Source organism: Pectobacterium sp. CFBP8739 (assembly GCF_013449375.1).
GTDB lineage: Bacteria > Pseudomonadota > Gammaproteobacteria > Enterobacterales > Enterobacteriaceae > Pectobacterium.
Genome location: NZ_JACDRR010000009.1, coordinates 1 through 16,335 on the forward strand (window position 1 = coordinate 1; position 16,335 = coordinate 16,335).

Annotated in this window: 15 protein-coding genes; 5 read left to right on the forward strand and 10 right to left on the reverse strand. The window is 45.3% G+C overall.

Annotated elements, in window-relative coordinates; genetic code table 11:
• Positions 1-527 precede the first annotated feature (527 nt).
• The 3 genes from dinD (at position 528) to H0247_RS07905 (ending at position 3,078) form a co-directional block, all read left to right on the forward strand.
• Positions 528-1,352 (forward strand): DNA damage-inducible protein D, encoded by an 825-nt coding sequence (dinD, locus tag H0247_RS07900; protein WP_180742060.1) that lies wholly within the window; start codon positions 528-530, stop codon positions 1,350-1,352.
• Between the two features lie 459 nt (positions 1,353-1,811).
• Complete coding sequence (locus H0247_RS19815) at positions 1,812-1,967, forward strand: AAA family ATPase (protein ID WP_370463316.1); 156 nt, start codon at positions 1,812-1,814, stop codon at positions 1,965-1,967.
• Entirely contained in the window at positions 1,957-3,078 is a 1,122-nt protein-coding gene (locus H0247_RS07905) for an ATP-binding protein (protein ID WP_255433908.1), read from the forward strand. The genes H0247_RS19815 and H0247_RS07905 overlap by 11 nt, the downstream gene beginning before the upstream one ends.
• A gap of 241 nt (positions 3,079-3,319) precedes the next feature.
• On the opposite strand, the gene H0247_RS07910 is transcribed toward H0247_RS07905, so the two are convergent.
• The 6 genes from H0247_RS07910 to H0247_RS07935 form a co-directional block, all read right to left on the reverse strand.
• On the reverse strand, positions 3,320-4,438 hold the full coding sequence (locus tag H0247_RS07910) for a hypothetical protein (protein ID WP_180742061.1): 1,119 nt from the start codon (positions 4,436-4,438) through the stop codon (positions 3,320-3,322).
• A gap of 10 nt (positions 4,439-4,448) precedes the next feature.
• A complete protein-coding gene (locus tag H0247_RS07915; RefSeq protein ID WP_180742062.1) occupies positions 4,449-5,447 on the reverse strand; it encodes a YecA family protein in 999 nt (332 codons plus the stop codon).
• A gap of 12 nt (positions 5,448-5,459) precedes the next feature.
• Entirely contained in the window at positions 5,460-6,815 is a 1,356-nt protein-coding gene (locus tag H0247_RS07920; protein ID WP_180742063.1) for a type II toxin-antitoxin system HipA family toxin, read from the reverse strand.
• On the reverse strand, positions 6,805-7,095 hold the full coding sequence (locus H0247_RS07925; protein ID WP_180742064.1) for a helix-turn-helix transcriptional regulator: 291 nt from the start codon (positions 7,093-7,095) through the stop codon (positions 6,805-6,807). Before H0247_RS07925 ends, H0247_RS07920 begins: the two co-directional genes overlap by 11 nt.
• Positions 7,096-7,290: 195 nt before the next feature.
• Complete coding sequence (locus H0247_RS07930; protein ID WP_180742065.1) at positions 7,291-9,753, reverse strand: restriction endonuclease-like protein; 2,463 nt, start codon at positions 9,751-9,753, stop codon at positions 7,291-7,293.
• Positions 9,754-9,771: 18 nt separating this feature from the next.
• Positions 9,772-11,610: an MrcB family domain-containing protein gene (locus H0247_RS07935; RefSeq protein ID WP_180742066.1), complete on the reverse strand. Its 1,839-nt coding sequence runs from the start codon at positions 11,608-11,610 to the stop codon at positions 9,772-9,774.
• Between the two features lie 237 nt (positions 11,611-11,847).
• Between H0247_RS07935 and H0247_RS07940 the strand changes: the two genes are divergently transcribed.
• Positions 11,848-12,165: a helix-turn-helix domain-containing protein gene (locus H0247_RS07940; protein ID WP_180742067.1), complete on the forward strand. Its 318-nt coding sequence runs from the start codon at positions 11,848-11,850 to the stop codon at positions 12,163-12,165.
• 12 nt (positions 12,166-12,177) lie between these two features.
• Here H0247_RS07940 and H0247_RS07945 read toward each other — a convergent pair whose 3' ends face one another.
• Positions 12,178-12,438: a helix-turn-helix transcriptional regulator gene (locus H0247_RS07945; RefSeq protein WP_180742068.1), complete on the reverse strand. Its 261-nt coding sequence runs from the start codon at positions 12,436-12,438 to the stop codon at positions 12,178-12,180.
• A 97-nt stretch (positions 12,439-12,535) separates the two neighbouring features.
• On the opposite strand from H0247_RS07945, the gene H0247_RS07950 reads away from it, so the two are divergent.
• On the forward strand, positions 12,536-12,862 hold the full coding sequence (locus H0247_RS07950; protein ID WP_180742069.1) for a helix-turn-helix domain-containing protein: 327 nt from the start codon (positions 12,536-12,538) through the stop codon (positions 12,860-12,862).
• A 266-nt stretch (positions 12,863-13,128) separates the two neighbouring features.
• Here the strand turns inward: H0247_RS07950 and H0247_RS07955 are convergent, their stop codons facing one another.
• From H0247_RS07955 to H0247_RS07965, 3 genes are all read right to left on the reverse strand, one after another.
• On the reverse strand, positions 13,129-14,379 hold the full coding sequence (locus tag H0247_RS07955) for a type II toxin-antitoxin system HipA family toxin (protein WP_180742070.1): 1,251 nt from the start codon (positions 14,377-14,379) through the stop codon (positions 13,129-13,131).
• Entirely contained in the window at positions 14,376-14,681 is a 306-nt protein-coding gene (locus tag H0247_RS07960) for a transcriptional regulator (RefSeq protein ID WP_117624740.1), read from the reverse strand. Before H0247_RS07960 ends, H0247_RS07955 begins: the two co-directional genes overlap by 4 nt.
• 363 nt (positions 14,682-15,044) lie before the next feature.
• Entirely contained in the window at positions 15,045-16,250 is a 1,206-nt protein-coding gene (locus H0247_RS07965) for an AI-2E family transporter (protein WP_180742071.1), read from the reverse strand.
• Between the last annotated feature and the right edge of the window lie 85 nt (positions 16,251-16,335).

Below are 16,335 nucleotides of genomic sequence, written 5' to 3' on the forward strand. Positions count from 1 at the left end.
AACTACCTTGAAAAACACCGCATATGTAAACTGGGTAGATTTTGGGGAGTGGGCGCTTTTCCTTTGGTAGTACAAGCGTGCTCAATAGGGCTAACCGCTATACGAACCGGCTACAGAGCCGGTTTTTTTGTACCTGATCAAACGGAAATGACAGCAGCGGATCATAATGTTGGTTCAATCAGGGGTTAGTGTTGGTTCAAAACGTCCCTGTGTCGGTTCAGTTTTTGAGAAAATAATTAATAAAAACAATCGTCTTTACAAATTGAACCAACTGAACCAACTGAACCGACTGAACCAACATACTTTTGCTTATATATATGCATTTTTAGTGACGCTAGTTATCGACCAGACCAGAGGTACAAGCTGATTATCTCTTTTTTGTGGCTGTCATTTTCATGGCTGGTGTGGTTTCTTATTGCGGGATAGACCTATCGTAGAATAATCAGAATGTGGGATATTGAAGCAAACATTCCGCAGATCCAGTGACTAAAACGAAACCCACCAGCGCAAGATACATGGAGTGAGCGATGAACGAGCACCACCAGCCTTTTGAAGAAATCAAGCAAGTTGATGACGCAGGAGCAGAATATTGGTCAGCGCGAGAGCTGGCAAAGCTGCTGGATTACTCAGAGTATCGTCATTTCACTCCTGTTTTAGAACGCGCAAAAGAAGCCTGCCTCAACAGCGGGCACAATGTTGATGACCATTTCGAGGATGCCCTCGGTATGGTCAAAATTGGTTCAGGTGCGCAAAGAGAATTAAAGGATATAAGGCTTTCCCGATACGCTTGCTACTTAGTTGTGCAAAACGGAGACCCCACAAAGCCCGTCATAGCAGCAGGGCAAACATACTTTGCAATACAGACAAGGCGGCAGGAGCTAGCTGATGATGAGACATTCAAGCGACTCCGCGAAGATGAAAAACGACTTTTTCTCAGGAACGAACTGAAAGAGCACAATAAACAATTGGTCGAGGCAGCACAGCAAGCGGGTGTTGAAACCACTCTGGATTTTGCAATATTTCAAAATCATGGGTATCAAGGGCTGTACGGGGGATTAGACCAAAAGGCCATACATCAACGGAAAGGCCTCAAGAAAAGCCAAAAGATACTCGACCACATGGGTTCCACTGAATTAGCAGCCAACCTATTCCGAGCAACCCAGGCTGAAGAGAAGCTCCGCAGGGATAATGTTAAATCGAAGCAAAAAGCCAATGAAACTCACTTTGAAGTGGGAAGGAAAGTAAGACAAACAATCAAGGAACTGGGCGGGACTATGCCAGAGAATCTACCTGCGCCAGAAAAAAGCATCAAACAGCTAGAATCTGCCGCAAAAAAACTGGATAAAAAATAGCAAAAATATAGAGCACTCCGTTTTACCGTGTACACATGGGTGTACACATAGAAAAAACGCATTATCACAAACCCGCTCACAGCAAGGCTTTGACGCATCTACTCAATAAACAAATTCAATATTGAATAATTTTCTCTTGTTTTCCAAAGCTTTCCAATATTAATCAAAGCCCTGATTTATCAGGGCTTTTTATTCTCACGCTGTTCTTATCCGTTTCAACCTGTTTCATCCAAGTGGTGAGTTAACTGGTTCAGACTATTTCGTTGAGACCACCAAAATGGTTGTACTTGGATCGGGAGCTCAACGAGAACGACAAAACACTTTTATGCGCATAAAAATGTAAAATTACGCACTTTTCTGCGCGTAAAAGTGTGGACTGAGCTATATTACGGGCAGTTAACAGTCTTAATTTGCGGAAAATGACAATGCAGCGCAACTTACTAAACGCCCTCATAGCATGTGCGCAAGCCATTATTGATCGATGGTGCAAGACAAACGGGTAAAACCTATCTGCTGCAAGAGTTGTTTGGAAACACCTTTGCCAACATCCTTCGTATCGACTTCCTTGAAAAACCCTGCCTACAAAGAGGCGTTCGATGGCTCATTGTCACCTGACGAGCTAGTAATGAACATTGAGTTGTTAACCAACCAAGCGTTCAATCCAGAAACCGACTTGCTGATATTAGATGAAATTGGCGAATGTGAACGAGCCGTTACTTCTCTTAAGTATTTTGCCGAAAAAGCACCGTCCTATTTTGTCGCAGCCAGCGGTTCGAACATTGGTTTGCTCAACACCTTCCCTGTTGGCAAGGTAGAACAATACAATTTACGACCACTGACCTTCCAAGAATTTATTTACGCATCCAACGAGCAAGCACTAATCAAAGCATTTGATAGTCAAGCAAGCACAGCGGCGGTGCACACTAAACTGATGGATAAACTAACCGACTATTTTTTTACCGGTGGTATGCCGGAAGCCGTTTCTGCTTGGTATCAGTATAAGGATTCAAGCATTCTAGAACGTGTTGAAAAAGTCACAAAAATTCATGCCGATTTAGTTGAAGGTTATCGCCGCGATTTTGGTAAGTATGCGGGCAAGGTCGACGCCACACTGATTGAATCGGTATTTAATAGCATTCCAGCCCAGCTATCACTTGTCAGCGATGAGTCGGTTAAACGCTTTAAATTTAAGCATGTGCATGAGCGTAAATCTCGTTATAGCGATTTTGAAACCGCGATCCATTGGCTTAACTGCTGCCGCTTAGCTTTGCCAAACTACCCTATTGAAGGATTGCCGAAATCTCCGCTGGCGGCCTATAAAAAAGACAATATGGTTAAACTATTTCTGTTTGATGTGGGCCTGCTCAATCATATGCTGGGCAGCAGTTATAAAGAGATTAAGCAACAACACTATGAATACAAAGGCTATGTAGCTGAAAACTTTGTGCAACAAGAGCTCACTGCTATTGGCGTTGACCCAAGCTATTCATGGAATGATGCCCGCGCCAAAATCGAATTTATTTTGGCGACCGATGAAGGCGATATCATCCCTGTTGAAGTCAAAAGTGGTAAACGTACAAGAGCAAAATCGTTGGCATCCTACGTTGAAAAGTGTACTCCAAGTAAAACCTTTAAGTTAACGGGTACACAAGGCTCTTCAGCGTTAGAACAAACCAACATCGTGATGCCTTTGTATTTCACGCAGTATTTACCTCAGAGATGGTAAAGGCGCGTTGCTTAGCCCCGAGGGCTACACAAAGTTACCTTAGGGATAACAATTTGTAGACCTGATGTCTACCATTCGACACTCTGTCTTATCTCTCTTGGATATCATTGTATCCGTATTAAGCTTATTCCTATCAAAATGGACACGGTAATAGCCCCAACCTACACAGGACAAGGCTCTAGCTCTAACTTTACTCAAGCCGCTTTTCTCTGCTCAATCCACCACAATATAACCCTATCGTTTAACGCAAATCACTTAACCGATTTAACAGCGCTTTACGGTTATTATTCACCACAACAAAGCGTTTAAACCTCTGTTCAAATGCCGCCACATCGTTTTTAAGCTGATAGGCTTCGTTCAATTGATGCAAATAGCGTGATGCCGCATCGTAACCACTGGCGCAAGTTCGATCCGCTTGCTCTTGTGCTTGCTGCCAGCAGTGCTCACGCTGATTATAAATATTCGTCAACGCTTTTTCTTTTTCTGCTTTTTCAATCGCCATTTTCTTTGCGAGCGCAGCAGCTTGCTCTTGCTGTAATTGGCTTTTCGCTTGTTTGATGCAAGGGGAAATCACGTCAGGGGTTAACCAATACTGATAGGTTTCGTCTGTGTTGGCAGGTTCTTTTCGCGTCAGCGCTAAAGCTTGGTGACGGGTTAACTGGCCTTGTTCAAAAAGCGTGCTTAATAACGTGTTTTTCTCTGCTTCCGTGAGATTATGTAGCCACGCATCAAACTGAAACTGGGTGTGTTTGGCTTGGTGACTGGGTTGTCCGCTCAGCACCATGGCGAGAGCCTTAACCAATGCTAAGGGAATATCATACAGTGCCGCAAACGCCCGCACCTCTTCACTGAGGTGCTCAAAATCGAATTGAATTAAAGGTATTTCCTCAAGATCGTCATTACAATCAAACGCTTTGAGCCACATCAAGTACACAAGACGCCAATTCCCTTGGATTAACTCGCTGCGTAAACCGACCAAATGTTGGAAAAAGTCGTCAGCCTGTTCATCGTCAAAGTATTCGTCATACTCCTCAAGGGAAAAGATCAGCAACTGCCACTCATCGCTTTCACGCACATGAAGCCCGTCGCTTGAAAAGCCAAGTAACGCATCAGGGATCGTTCCAACTGGTAGCTTGATGTAAGCATCGATTGAGCCCCAACAGGCATAGTAAAAACCGATGTCGAAGTATTTTAACATCAGCTCAGAAGGCTCCGCCTTTAAGTCACTGTAGGTGTAATACACCTGAAAGGACGTAGCACTGATCTCGGCACGGCTTGAAATGGCTCTGAGTGCTTGGCGCGCTTTAGCATCTAAATTCCCATCCAAACGCTCGAATTTATAGTATTGATATTCGCTCACGGTGACCTTGCTATGTATTTATTGTGAATTGAAACGTTTGTGTTAACAACGGCTGCACCTGAACCACTCTGTCGACGGGGTCTGCGATGATATAACGGTCCGCGGTCACAAATCCCCAAAACTGCAAAAATCGTCCAATAAATCGAGATTCGATGAGCATGCTTAAGTTTCTTTCTGGCGAGAAGTAATTGTTCGTAGGGAATGCCTGCAATAAATCGGGGAAAGCGGTAATAACCTCTTCAACCAGTTGATCCACACGTTTGTGGCTCTGAATGCGCCACAGCATAAACAGCCAGAAGGTTCGCAAGTCGGCATCAAACTCAAAACGGTCCAAATAGCCCCAGTTATATTTTTTGATGGCAGTTTCTAACATAGGTTTAAAAAATGCCTGTACGCCTAGAGTTTGATACTGTTTTTGCGCTGCTTTTTTCACATGGTAGCGGCCACTACGTCGATAAATAATGCCGTTAATTTCGGCTAGCACTCTGGTGTAGTGCAAGGCATTGAATTTGTCTTCGTTACTGCCCGCAAACTCGCTGATACTTGTGTCACGTTCGAATTGAGCAACGGCAAACTCAGGCAATAACTCACTGGCCTGTTTAACCAACTTAGTCGGTAAATTGCCTTTACTCGTGGCTTTGAATGAGCCTTCTTGTGCCATGGCCTCATCAAGAATTAGCGCGAGATAGCGCATCACTGGGCTGGCAGAAAGATCGTCTGGTGTGCTGATTTTCACACACTGTAGTTCATCAAAAGGCGCATAAAGCCAATTGGCCATTTGCGTTGGCGTCACGCCACAAAAATCGGGATGAGGTTGATTATTGCGATCCTGAACTTTGTGTTTTAAAGCAACGTTGAGTTCATCAAGACTCAAATTTGGGTTCATTGCCAGCATCGCTTCAACATCATCGATGATTTGGGCATGTTGCTTTGAAACGCTGTTCATACAACAACGTTTAAATTTTTTACCACTGCCACAATGGCAAGGATCGTTTCGGCCGAGCTTCATCGCTGCCCCTTCTTAGGATTGTAAAAAAAGCGCGGCATTTTCTTGCTTGCGCTGTTTCAATGTATTGGCAATCGCAGACACGGTGGTTTTACTGATCCCTTGTTGCTGTGCGAGATAGGTAAATTGGCTGAGTGCCTCTGCCACTTCTTCAATAACTTGCCTCGTAGCACTCCAATTCGCAAAGCCTGCACTGGTTGCAAGTTTTTGCATCACCTTAAGCGGTGGCGCTTTGCCATAACCTCCGAACGCGGTGGCGTGTTCGTTGAATGGATGTGGGCTGTAAGTAACATCGTAAAAGGGCGCAGGCTGCCATTGTCCATCGTCCGCTTGCAAAAACGCCCAGTTTTTACTGTGATCATCTTGGTTAGACGACAGCAGATTAAAAATGGCACGGCGAAATTGCAACTGCCCAACAGCTGGAGATTTACACAACTGACGGCTAGCTTTGATCAAGTCAATATAATCTAAACTTGGTGTTCTGAAATCGGCATCCAGCAGCCCGCAGGCGCTGTGCATATGCAAACGGCCTGAACGGCGCTTGCTGCCTAAATTGATCTGTTCAGCGACATAATCAAAACGCTTGAGTGCTAACCATGCAGGCGCACCGCTGGTATACGGCGCTTCAATGAGTTGCCAAATTGGCGGTTGGCATTTAGCGATCTCGGCCATTTGTAGATAGACCGCCTCACACAATCCCTCTTCATGCCCGAGCGCGAGATTTTTCGAGGTAAACTTAATCAGCCACGCTTCATCACCTGGCTGTGCAACGGTTCTGCATCGTTTAGTTTCCCCAGCAGACATATAAATCTGCGCCTTGGGTCTGGCCCCACCCGAACTCCCCCCCGCGACTAATGCGGCCAACACGTGTTGAGTACGTCCATCCAAATCATCGTGGTTGTTATCCATATAATCTGACATAGATGAATCGAACAGCGCTTGCGCTTCTATGCCCAAGGTTGCTAAATCAATATCAGCGTGCGTCGTAGCTGAAAACGCAGACTCCGGAGAAAAAGAAAGTGCGCCCATGCCTTTATCACCGACAAAAGCCAGCCGATCCATCGCGGTTAATTGATTAGGCAGAATGCCCTTTTGCCGGAAAATACGATCTTGTAACAGCATGCCCCAACCATCGGGCAAACAATCCCCAAATACGCCATGCACACCTTGGTGCGGCTCTTTAGGTGCGACTTGAACTTGCGTATTCGCTTGCAAAGTAAAAGGCGACAAATTGCCGAACTGCTGCAAATAGCTGTCTGCATATTGAAAAAACACACCTTGCCGATTCTGCGCCAAGACGCCTACAGCGACCTGCTCTCCTGAGCTTAACGTGCGAGTTACGGTGAGTTTCTGAATGGGTTTAAAACTCATCTTTTAGCACCTCATCAATACTCGTGGGCATAGTCACGCGCTCTTTGTTCGGCTGTGTGAGTTGATAAAGCCTATCTAGTGAATCAAGTGTCTGCCAAAGCAACAGCAATTGGCGAAATGAAATTTGCCCAGTGAGTTCAAACTTCTTAATGGTGGCCGCAGGTACACAGCTTCGCTCTGCCAATGCCGCTCGTGACAGTTTTGCGCGTTGGCGTAATTCACGCAAATAAGCCGCATAGGCTTGGCTTACATCGGTATCATCAAGTAAGGTGAAATTCATCCGCAACGACCAGTTGGATACAATTATATCCATTATAGGAGTAAAAAAAAGAAATTGGCTACCATTGTAGCCAAGTCAGTGTTGGGGCTTTCGACATTTCGCGTGAATCAAGTTAAAAATGGGGTTGGGAGCATCTGTTAATAGCAAGGCAGTTAATGAATCAGCCAGAAAAAGGGAAGATGACTATTTCCCCTCTCAGGCATGCGATACCGCCAAGGCTTCTTCATAGACCTCTTTCACCGCATTAAATTGCTGAGCCATTTCCAGCGCATTCAAGGTTGTCAGCTTCATTGAATGTCGAATCGGCCGATGAGGAACGTTTTCAATCGGTGTGTTTAACTCCAGCGGTTTACCTAATTCAAACAAAATACACTCGTATGCATCGGTACTGAGTTTCCCTGCCTGTTCCACCGTTAATTCATTCCTGTTAACGATTTTTTGGCTTTTAACCGGCCATATTTTCTTAATCGATTTCCAGTGGTGATCAAGGTCACTCGTTGAAGCGATGGCGAGGTAGCGTATTTCTGCGACAAGGTGGCTTCTGGCATTTTTCATTGCCTGATTAAATGTCTCAACGCGGGTGTGATACCACGCTGATGTGCCGTTTTCAAAATTATCAAAATACGTGCTGGCTCGCCCTTTAGTACCGCCCAAGGAGGCCGTCAGCACTAAATCGGGATAAAGTGTTTGTGCCATCCCGTAATAAGGAATTCGAGCTGGTTCTTGCAAATATAAGCGTTCTTGCAATTTTTGCGTGCTGTAGGCACTTCCCGCTACGCCAAGTTGACGGATTAAAAAATCAACCAACCAGCGGCACCCTGCGTGATCTTTGTCGTTCGGAAGCAGTGCAAATGCGCCAATCCCCACCTCAGAAATCATATCAAGGTAAGGGTTGTCGTCCACGTGTTGGTTAAAACATCCAGGATAGAGGGCGAAGGCCCCAAACACGGGACGGCTTTTATGGCCTATCGCGGACGATTGATCTTGCGTAATACGGATCAAGGCATCGCGGTAACGGTGCATTTGGTTAATGGCATCGTCCGGCACCAAATCGGTTTTATCAATATCGTATTTATCTGCATCGCCCCCATCTACTTTGCTCGGTTGGGTTTGAATACGGTACTTTGCATCGAACAGCCAAATAAAGCATTTGTCACTCGGCGTAGGGAATTCGACCTTCAAGACAATATCAGGACGATGAGAGACGAAGTAAGAACGAATATCCTTGGTGTTTGGGGTAAAATACGGTTCGTGCGCTAATTTCGCCACTACACCATCATCGCGTTCAAAAACAAAAGCGCCGGCAAAGCCATCCTTTAATTGATATTCAAAACCATTTTTTAATACTAAGGCTTGGCGATTCGGCGTGACATCCTTAAAGCCAAGGTCGTCGACTAACATGTTGCGCAATGCCAGGAAACACCACACTTCATAAATTTCGGCAACCGACTTCATCGAGATACTGGTTTGATTGGCAAACACATCCAAGTAGCATTTAAGTTCCTGCCAAATACGGTATGCCGCGCTGTATCCCGTTTTTTGTTGCAGCACAAGAGAGGATTTAGCCAAGCCATTAAATACACCAACGTCACGTAAAAAACTGTGATTCAGCATTTTGTTTAATGGTTTTTGCCAACTGCCAATTTCGTTGAGGAACGCATCGGAAAGGCGTTGATTCTCGGGGGCTTGATTATTTTTTCGCAGCTTACGTTCAAACTCAGCTAATCGATTTTTGCATTGGGTGACCACCATTTTGATAAAACGATTCTCTGGCGTATCGACACTCAAGAATTTTTTTTCAACGCGATAGCGTCTATCCGATCGACCATTCCTCAGATCGTTAATGACGTTTTCGGCTAAGCGCTGAGGTAATCGCCCTTTTAAACGATCCGCGCGTACAAATGAAATGCTGGGCTGTAAACGACGATGAGGCGCCTGGCTGATAATTTTTAAACTTTGCGCCAAGCGTTGTCTCAGCGTAGTGAAATTAGCCAACCAAAGTAAGGGAAAATCACCACGCTGTTTACTGTGTTCTGCATCTTGCTCTGTTTTCTCCGCTAGGCTAAAACGCCATAGCGGGTAATGATTGTCGAGTAGCTGATACATCTGCGACAAATCACGGTGCAGATCCATTTTGGTCGGCAACACTTCAAAAGCGAGGGTAAACCGATAATCCTTACCTGCAAGGTGATAGCTGAGTGGCAGACGCATCCAACCCACATCATTACCGGTGTTGATGGTGCCCGTTAAGCGGGCAGGAATATCGCGTTTCTTTGCCGCAAAACGAAAACCTTCATTCACTAACCTCACTCGATGCGTTAAGCCAGCTTGCTCCACCGCATTAAAAAATACCCACTCAAACTGATATTGCGCGTTTTCAAAAAACAAAGGTTCCTGCAAATTGATCGACTCACTCTGCACACTCGGTGCATTCCCCAACGCACCAGGGATAAGGATTTGATCAAGAACCACCACTTCCTGTAAATCCATCGCAGGGGAAAAACGCACCGTCGAGCCCACCATCGAAGGCGTATTCGCATCAGCGTGCTGGGTTCGTTTAGCCAACGTATGTCGATAAGCCTGTTGCCGTTTAGCGATATCGTTGCACCAAATCGACAGTTCAAAATGCTCAGTTTGTAGTCGCAATAATTCGGGCATTTCGTACCGCCTTGTGGGTTATGGCCAAAAACTGGTGAAGCCTGATTGAACAAGTTTCTCTTGCATCCACTTAATTTTAGCGCGACTGCGGCAAGCAATCATTATGGTCGCGCCATCCTGGTGCTTTTCACGATAAAAATCTGGTCTTACATTATTTTTATCCCAAATAGCAGACAGGCTTTCTTTTAACGTATCAGATAATTTTATGAGCAATGATTTTTCAATATCAAATTGTGCTAATTTATCGCTGTCGCCTTCAATACGCGGCAGCACTTTGCACATTAAAAAATCATCCCAAACGGCTTGTAGTGCTTCGTCGTTTTCTGGCTGTAGGCTTATCACACTCAGCAGCAATTCATTTAATGCACGATAGGCCAATTTAAAGGACGTGTTATCCAAAACGCTATTAAGCGCATGCAGAAATTTAATACTCTTTTTGCCATCTGCATCAATCGCAGGCAAGCGTGCTTGATTCTTCACCGCACTGGAATAAATTGGGTAGGACAGTTTTTTAGAGGCGACTGTTGGCGAAAAATAATCGTCAAAATCATTAGGAAAGAAGTCACCAAAATCAAAACTCAGCGCACGATCAATTACCTTACGGGAAAAACCGTGCGTGGTCTCATCCATATTTACCGTACCCGCCACCAGTAAGTTAAAAGGAATACCGATGCCATTTTCAAAAAATTCAAGCCATAATGCAGAAGCTGGGTCTAACTTCAAACTCTTGCACAATTCATCCCGTTTATCATCAGAAAGTGACTGAATCACCGAGGCTTTTAATAATGGAGCGCACTGGTAGGTAAATGCATCATCTTCCCATTCCCATTCGCGGGTTTCCAGTATAGATAAATAATCCGCAAAATACTGCTCGACAGGGGCAAGGTTCATTTCATCCAAGCATAACCAATACGGTGGTATTGCCTGCAAATCATTACGGTGCCCTGAGGTGATTTTCCCAGTAATTTGCACACCGGACTCAGCAATGGCCTTCCACGCTTTAACGATAAATGTCAGCACGTCAGTAATCACATATTCGACGTTGCCATTTAAGCGGGAGGAATAACCCAATAAATCACTGGGTTCATGCCAATCTGGGCGAACAGAAACTAAGCAATAGGTTTCGTCAATATGCCCTGTCGCTTTCGCCTGTTCACGAACAAAACGTGATTTCCCTGTGCCGGAAATACCGGCTAGGAGGAGGAAGGGTTTAGGGAGGGGAGTAGTGTCACTATCTGTTCCAATCAATTTCTCTTTGGTAGATATTTCTTTCATTTCGAAATCCACCCCTTCTATTTCTTTATAGAAATTCAGCAATGAATATAGATCATCATTAAGAACATCGTCGGACGGGATGTTATTGGAATCATAATATTTCGCAATAATGCTTGATTTTTCGTATGATTTCCCAAGAGGAGTGTCCGCGTTTAAGTTTATATCTCTAACCCCCCAATTTTCTAACCCATCCATCTTAATTAATAGTTGATTTTTTATATATTCCGCTCGTTCCTCTGCACCTTTTTTACCCAATCTTTTTGTAGGGTTGGTTGTACCTTGGTGAAGCGATAAATAAAACCCTGAACCATCAGATTTAAAAAGATATACTGGATAAATTCCGTCTTGAGTAGTGGTTGTTATTCTTGGATTGAGAATAGACAACCAAGGAACATTTGCCCACCCACCGGTTCCAGCGCTAGCCTCAACGACATAAAATGGCTCAAATTTATTGACTATGTGTTCGACTTCTTTCTTCAAGTCTTCTTTTATTAATTTTACAACAGGATTACCTTTAAATTTTTCTTTTGTTGCCGAAACCCAGCTTTTAGTTATTATCTGAAATTTTTCTTGCAGGCTCATCCTAGCTCCTAAATTAAGACAATAAACTTATGATATTTACTACAAAAATTTATTTTATTGCGTAATGCTATTTATTTCTACTACACACGAAAAATTTATTTGGCTTTCACAGAAGAATCGGTTCAACCAAACTCACCTCCCGAGAAGGTGAGTTTTCATTTTTTTATTACCAACCAAAACCAGAGGCTACGATATACGTAGTATCTAAGACCTTTCATACCTACGAATATCGTAGTTATGAATACTCGTCAGCAACATCGTGATATTTTCAGTCAACGTCTCAAGGATGCCCGATTGTTTAGGGGGCTGTCTCAGAAAGGGCTGGGTATTGCAGCCGGAATTGATGAATTCGTAGCAAGCGCCCGAATTAACCGTTATGAGAAAGGCGTGCATGAAGCCAATCTCGTCATCGCCAACCGCTTGGCTGAGGCACTCGATGTTCCCCTCGCCTATTTCTATGCCGCTGATGATAATCTGGCAAAAATGATTCTGACATTCGCAGAGTTATCCGCAGCAGAGCAAACGGCGCTACTCAACTCTCTGGAAAATAAATAGCTTTCCAGACGTTCATGACGTCTTATCGCCCCTTATCCTCGCCTTTCGATCAAGCAAACTTCCCTCCGTATCGTAATAACGACTCGGCCATATTTCGGCGGGATGTAACCCAAGTGCGCCTGCAACCAGCCATTCGCCTTTAGGCCAAGGGCGCGTTAATACATTTGCCAGCGTTGACGAACTCAAACCTACAGAACGTGAAAGCGCAGCCATTGAGGTACTTTTCTTATGCAAGGCAGCAATGATATCTGCTTTGTGCCAATCCTTTTTCATCTAACCTCCTAACAGTTCATCATTAAAGGAACATGCACTACCAATACTACGTTATTCGTAGTATCTAGCTCAAGAAAAAACTACGATTCTCGTAGTCATGATGACAAAACAAAATTACCATGACGTTTTCTGCCAACGACTAAAACAGGCTCGCTTGGCGAAAGGCTTATCGCAGAAAAAACTCGGCATTGCTGCTGGCATCGATGAATTCGTTGCTAGTACACGAATCAACCGCTATGAGAAAGGTGTCCACGAAGCAAGTATTGAAACTGCCCAGCAGCTAGCAGAAGCACTAGACGTACCACTAGCCTACTTCTATACAGAAAACGATGAGTTAGCCGAAATGATGCTGGCGTTTTTGGCACTATCACCGGAGAAAAAATATGAGGTTCTGGCATTTATGAAAAATGCCACGCAAAATTAAGTAATATTTTTCAAATCGCTACGAAAAATTTACCCAAACTCAGCGCCTGTGCGCACCTGATTCCTGCGCTGATGGCAATCAGCGAACAGGCTTCATCAATTCACACAGCAAACCTCACCTAAAACTGTCTCTATCCGATCCCAATAAGGACAATTTTCCGGCAAACTGTCCTTATTGACTGGCGTTTTGTCCTTATTCTTTCTAAATATAGAGACACTTACCGCTATTCTGTCCTTATCAACACACGCCAATAAAACCGGCCAGCCCTACACATTAAATGCCTCTTGTTTGGCAAGTTGCTCGCTACGGTTGATACCTAGCTGGGTTGCAACAGTTTGCCAACTTTTCACTGCGCCAAGTACCTCGTCATAGATACGGGTTGCGTCCTCGCGGCTTAAGCGGAAGAAATCGATCACCTCGAAGGCCAGTGCATAGTCGAGTTCATTAGCGGTGTCGGTAATATTGAGATGCAAGCCATGCTTACCCACTATCGGGTTTAAATCATATGCCGGAGATAACTTCCAGCCTTTATCTGTGAGCAAAAAACCATGATTTCTGAGGTGGTCGTCTGTGTTGGACACCGCAATGTTGAATACGATCCTGCGCCATAGCTGGGCAAGGTCGGCTTTGGTTTGCGCACCGCTATTACTTAAAAATTCTGCGATTTCCAGATAGCTGGCACCGTCGGATTGTTCGCCGTCATAGTATTGCAGTTGCGTCATAGCCGATGAGAAATGAATCCGTTTATCACCCACGCGGTCAAAACGTTTAGTCAGGAAAGTGTGATATTCAGAAGAAAATTTGCGTATTTCACTCGGAAACATATCGACCCCCGCAGCCAGCGCAAGCTGGTAACACACCATTTCCCAGGCACCCACATCAAATGTGTCGTTCTGATTGGGGAATTTGGCAATCCACAGATGACCATCTGAATCGGTCACACAGGCTTTGGGCCTGGCTCCGCCCAGCGATGACCCCGGAGAAATTAGCATTTTGAGCCAGCGGTAATACTCATCGCTGTCGATGTTGTCATCCCGCTCAATATTCATGGCTGCATGTTCCAATTCACATAGCGACGCCATCGGTGGAGCGGAAAATTCGGTGTTATTGTCTAAAAAATCTTGCGATTCAGCCATCTTAAAGCGAATACCGCCCATTCGATAAGAATCGTGAACACCCAGAAGATAATCCAACTCCGTCAGTTTCGTGGTCACTCGCAGGCCTTTTCGATATTCAATGGCAGCACGGCGCTGCATCAAAATGCGTCCCCAGCGATCGGGAGAGGAATCCAGAAAGGCACGGAAATTTTTATCTGCCAAATCGTTATAAAGCTCCCCACTGTGCAACGCCAACAAGGGATCGATCTGCAAACGATAGCGGGATGTCAAAAAGTGTTTGTCATAAGCGAAGCTGAACACACCGCCACGGCTGGTTTCTGCAAACGTCAAATGCCCCACCAACAAAGGCGTATCAATCGGCCTCCAGGACGCATACACCTCAACGATGGATCGGCTCATTTCGTGCCTTCCAACAGCTTGATATTCTGTAACTTCATGCCGACTTCATCGTAAGCCGCAAGTTTGGCAAAGTTCTCTTCCATGCCCAGTACGGCCATCACCTTTAGATAAGTCCCAATCGCCACGCCCGGATCGCCAGAGAAGACTTTATTAACGGTTTTGGTATCAAATCCCGTACGGTCGCAGATCATTTTTTTAGTGAATCCACGGCGTTTGACGGCAAGCAGTAAATCCTCACCAAACGTGGTCAATATCTTACGTTGCCTTGGAAACAGCACCCTGTACATGTCTCGCTTGGCCATCATCTACCTCACATAAAAATAGGACTATATTCCCAGTATTGATTTATTCATGGGAATATAGTCCCACATTGTCAGGTAATCAATGTAGCGAAGAGCAAAAATCAAACAATATGGGACTGTATTCCCATTTTTTCCAGCATCATGGGAATACAGTCCTATCTTTCTTGAGCAAATGAAAGCGATACAAAGGATCTACCTACGCTTTAATTGGTCGTAACTCAACCACTCCTTTGGAGGATCGTTGCAAAGAATCAATCTCAACGAGGCAAAGACCAATGTGGCCTGTAGTTCTTAGCCAAACCCCCGCAGGCGTGGTGTGGATCACGCCCGAGGGGCAAGAGAGGTAGACTTAACGCCAATGACTCACTCTGCCTTCTTATTCTCCGCGCCTTGTTTTTCTACCGTTGGCTCCGTTGCCGTCTTACTGCCACTCCCCATCGCATCAAGGTCTTCAGGTGTTACCGTCGTCGCGTACAAGCGGCCTTCCTCGATAAAATCTTCGTCGATACCTTCAATATTCTCCTGATTATCCCGCCCAGAGAGGATGTTCCAGCAGGCAATGAACAGCGCAGCAATCAACGGGCCAATCACAAAACCGTTAATTCCGTAGATTTCCATACCGCCCAGCGTGGCAATCAGAATCAGGTAATCCGGCATTTTGGTGTCTTTCCCCACCAGCAGCGGGCGCAAAATGTTATCCACCAGCCCAATCACCAGCACGAAGAACGCGACGATGAAGATGGCCTGCCAGAGCATATCTGTTGCAAAGAGATAGATCGCAGCAGGTACCCAGATAATCGCCGAGCCCACGGCAGGGATCAGCGACAGGAACGCCATCAGCGAGCCCCACAGCAGGTTACCGTCTATCCCTGCGATGGAGAACGCAATGCCGCCCAGCGTCCCCTGCACCATCGCCACCGCAGCGGTGCCCTTCACCGTCGCGCGGGATACTGCGGCAAACTTCACCAACAGATGGTGCTTAACATGGGTGGACAGCGGCAACGATTCCAGAATCAGGTTCACCAGATAAGCGCCCTCTTTCAGGAGGAAAAACAGTAAATAGAGCATCACCCCGAAGCCAATGAAGAAGGTAAATGTCCCTTTGCCGATCAGCAGCACGCTTCCCGCTAGATACTGCCCACCTTTGAGCGCAACCTGCGACAACGCTTGCTGTATTTTGGTGGCGTTATCCAAATTGTGTTCCGCTAGGAAATGCCGCGCCCACTTCGGCAAATGCTGAAGCAGCTCCGCCAGTACCACTGGGAATTGGGTATTGCTGTCCTGCAATTGGGTGTATACCCCATTAATCTCAACCACCAACGAGGAAACGATGATCCCCAATGGAATGAAGACGATCAGGAAAATGATCAGGACCGTCAGTAGCGAGGCAACACCGTTGTTATCTTTTAATTTTTGCCGAATTTTGTTTTTCAGCGGATGGAAGATGACGGCCAGCACTGCTGCCCACAAGATGGCGGAATAATACGGCGCCAGTATGTCAAAAAATGCCAGCGTGACGACAAATAAGATCAGGATGAAGAATCCCTTCGTAAGCCCTTTACTATTCACAACGATTTCCCCTTCGTTCAATCTGACCTCGAAATATAGAACGAAGTGGGTCGTTTGCAATATAGGAAAAAGCGCCGGATTCGGA

Coding starts and splice junctions, on each gene's coding strand:
- H0247_RS07925 (WP_180742064.1), bottom strand. CDS start 7,095: ATGAATTTCACCTTACTTGATGATACCGATGTAAGCCAAGCCTATGCG.
- H0247_RS07930 (WP_180742065.1), bottom strand. CDS start 9,753: ATGCCCGAATTATTGCGACTACAAACTGAGCATTTTGAACTGTCGATT.
- H0247_RS07955 (WP_180742070.1), bottom strand. CDS start 14,379: ATGAGCCGATCCATCGTTGAGGTGTATGCGTCCTGGAGGCCGATTGAT.
- dinD (WP_180742060.1), top strand. CDS start 528: ATGAACGAGCACCACCAGCCTTTTGAAGAAATCAAGCAAGTTGATGAC.
- H0247_RS07950 (WP_180742069.1), top strand. CDS start 12,536: ATGATGACAAAACAAAATTACCATGACGTTTTCTGCCAACGACTAAAA.
- H0247_RS07945 (WP_180742068.1), bottom strand. CDS start 12,438: ATGAAAAAGGATTGGCACAAAGCAGATATCATTGCTGCCTTGCATAAG.
- H0247_RS07960 (WP_117624740.1), bottom strand. CDS start 14,681: ATGGCCAAGCGAGACATGTACAGGGTGCTGTTTCCAAGGCAACGTAAG.
- H0247_RS07920 (WP_180742063.1), bottom strand. CDS start 6,815: ATGAGTTTTAAACCCATTCAGAAACTCACCGTAACTCGCACGTTAAGC.
- H0247_RS07915 (WP_180742062.1), bottom strand. CDS start 5,447: ATGAAGCTCGGCCGAAACGATCCTTGCCATTGTGGCAGTGGTAAAAAA.
- H0247_RS07940 (WP_180742067.1), top strand. CDS start 11,848: ATGAATACTCGTCAGCAACATCGTGATATTTTCAGTCAACGTCTCAAG.
- H0247_RS07935 (WP_180742066.1), bottom strand. CDS start 11,610: ATGAGCCTGCAAGAAAAATTTCAGATAATAACTAAAAGCTGGGTTTCG.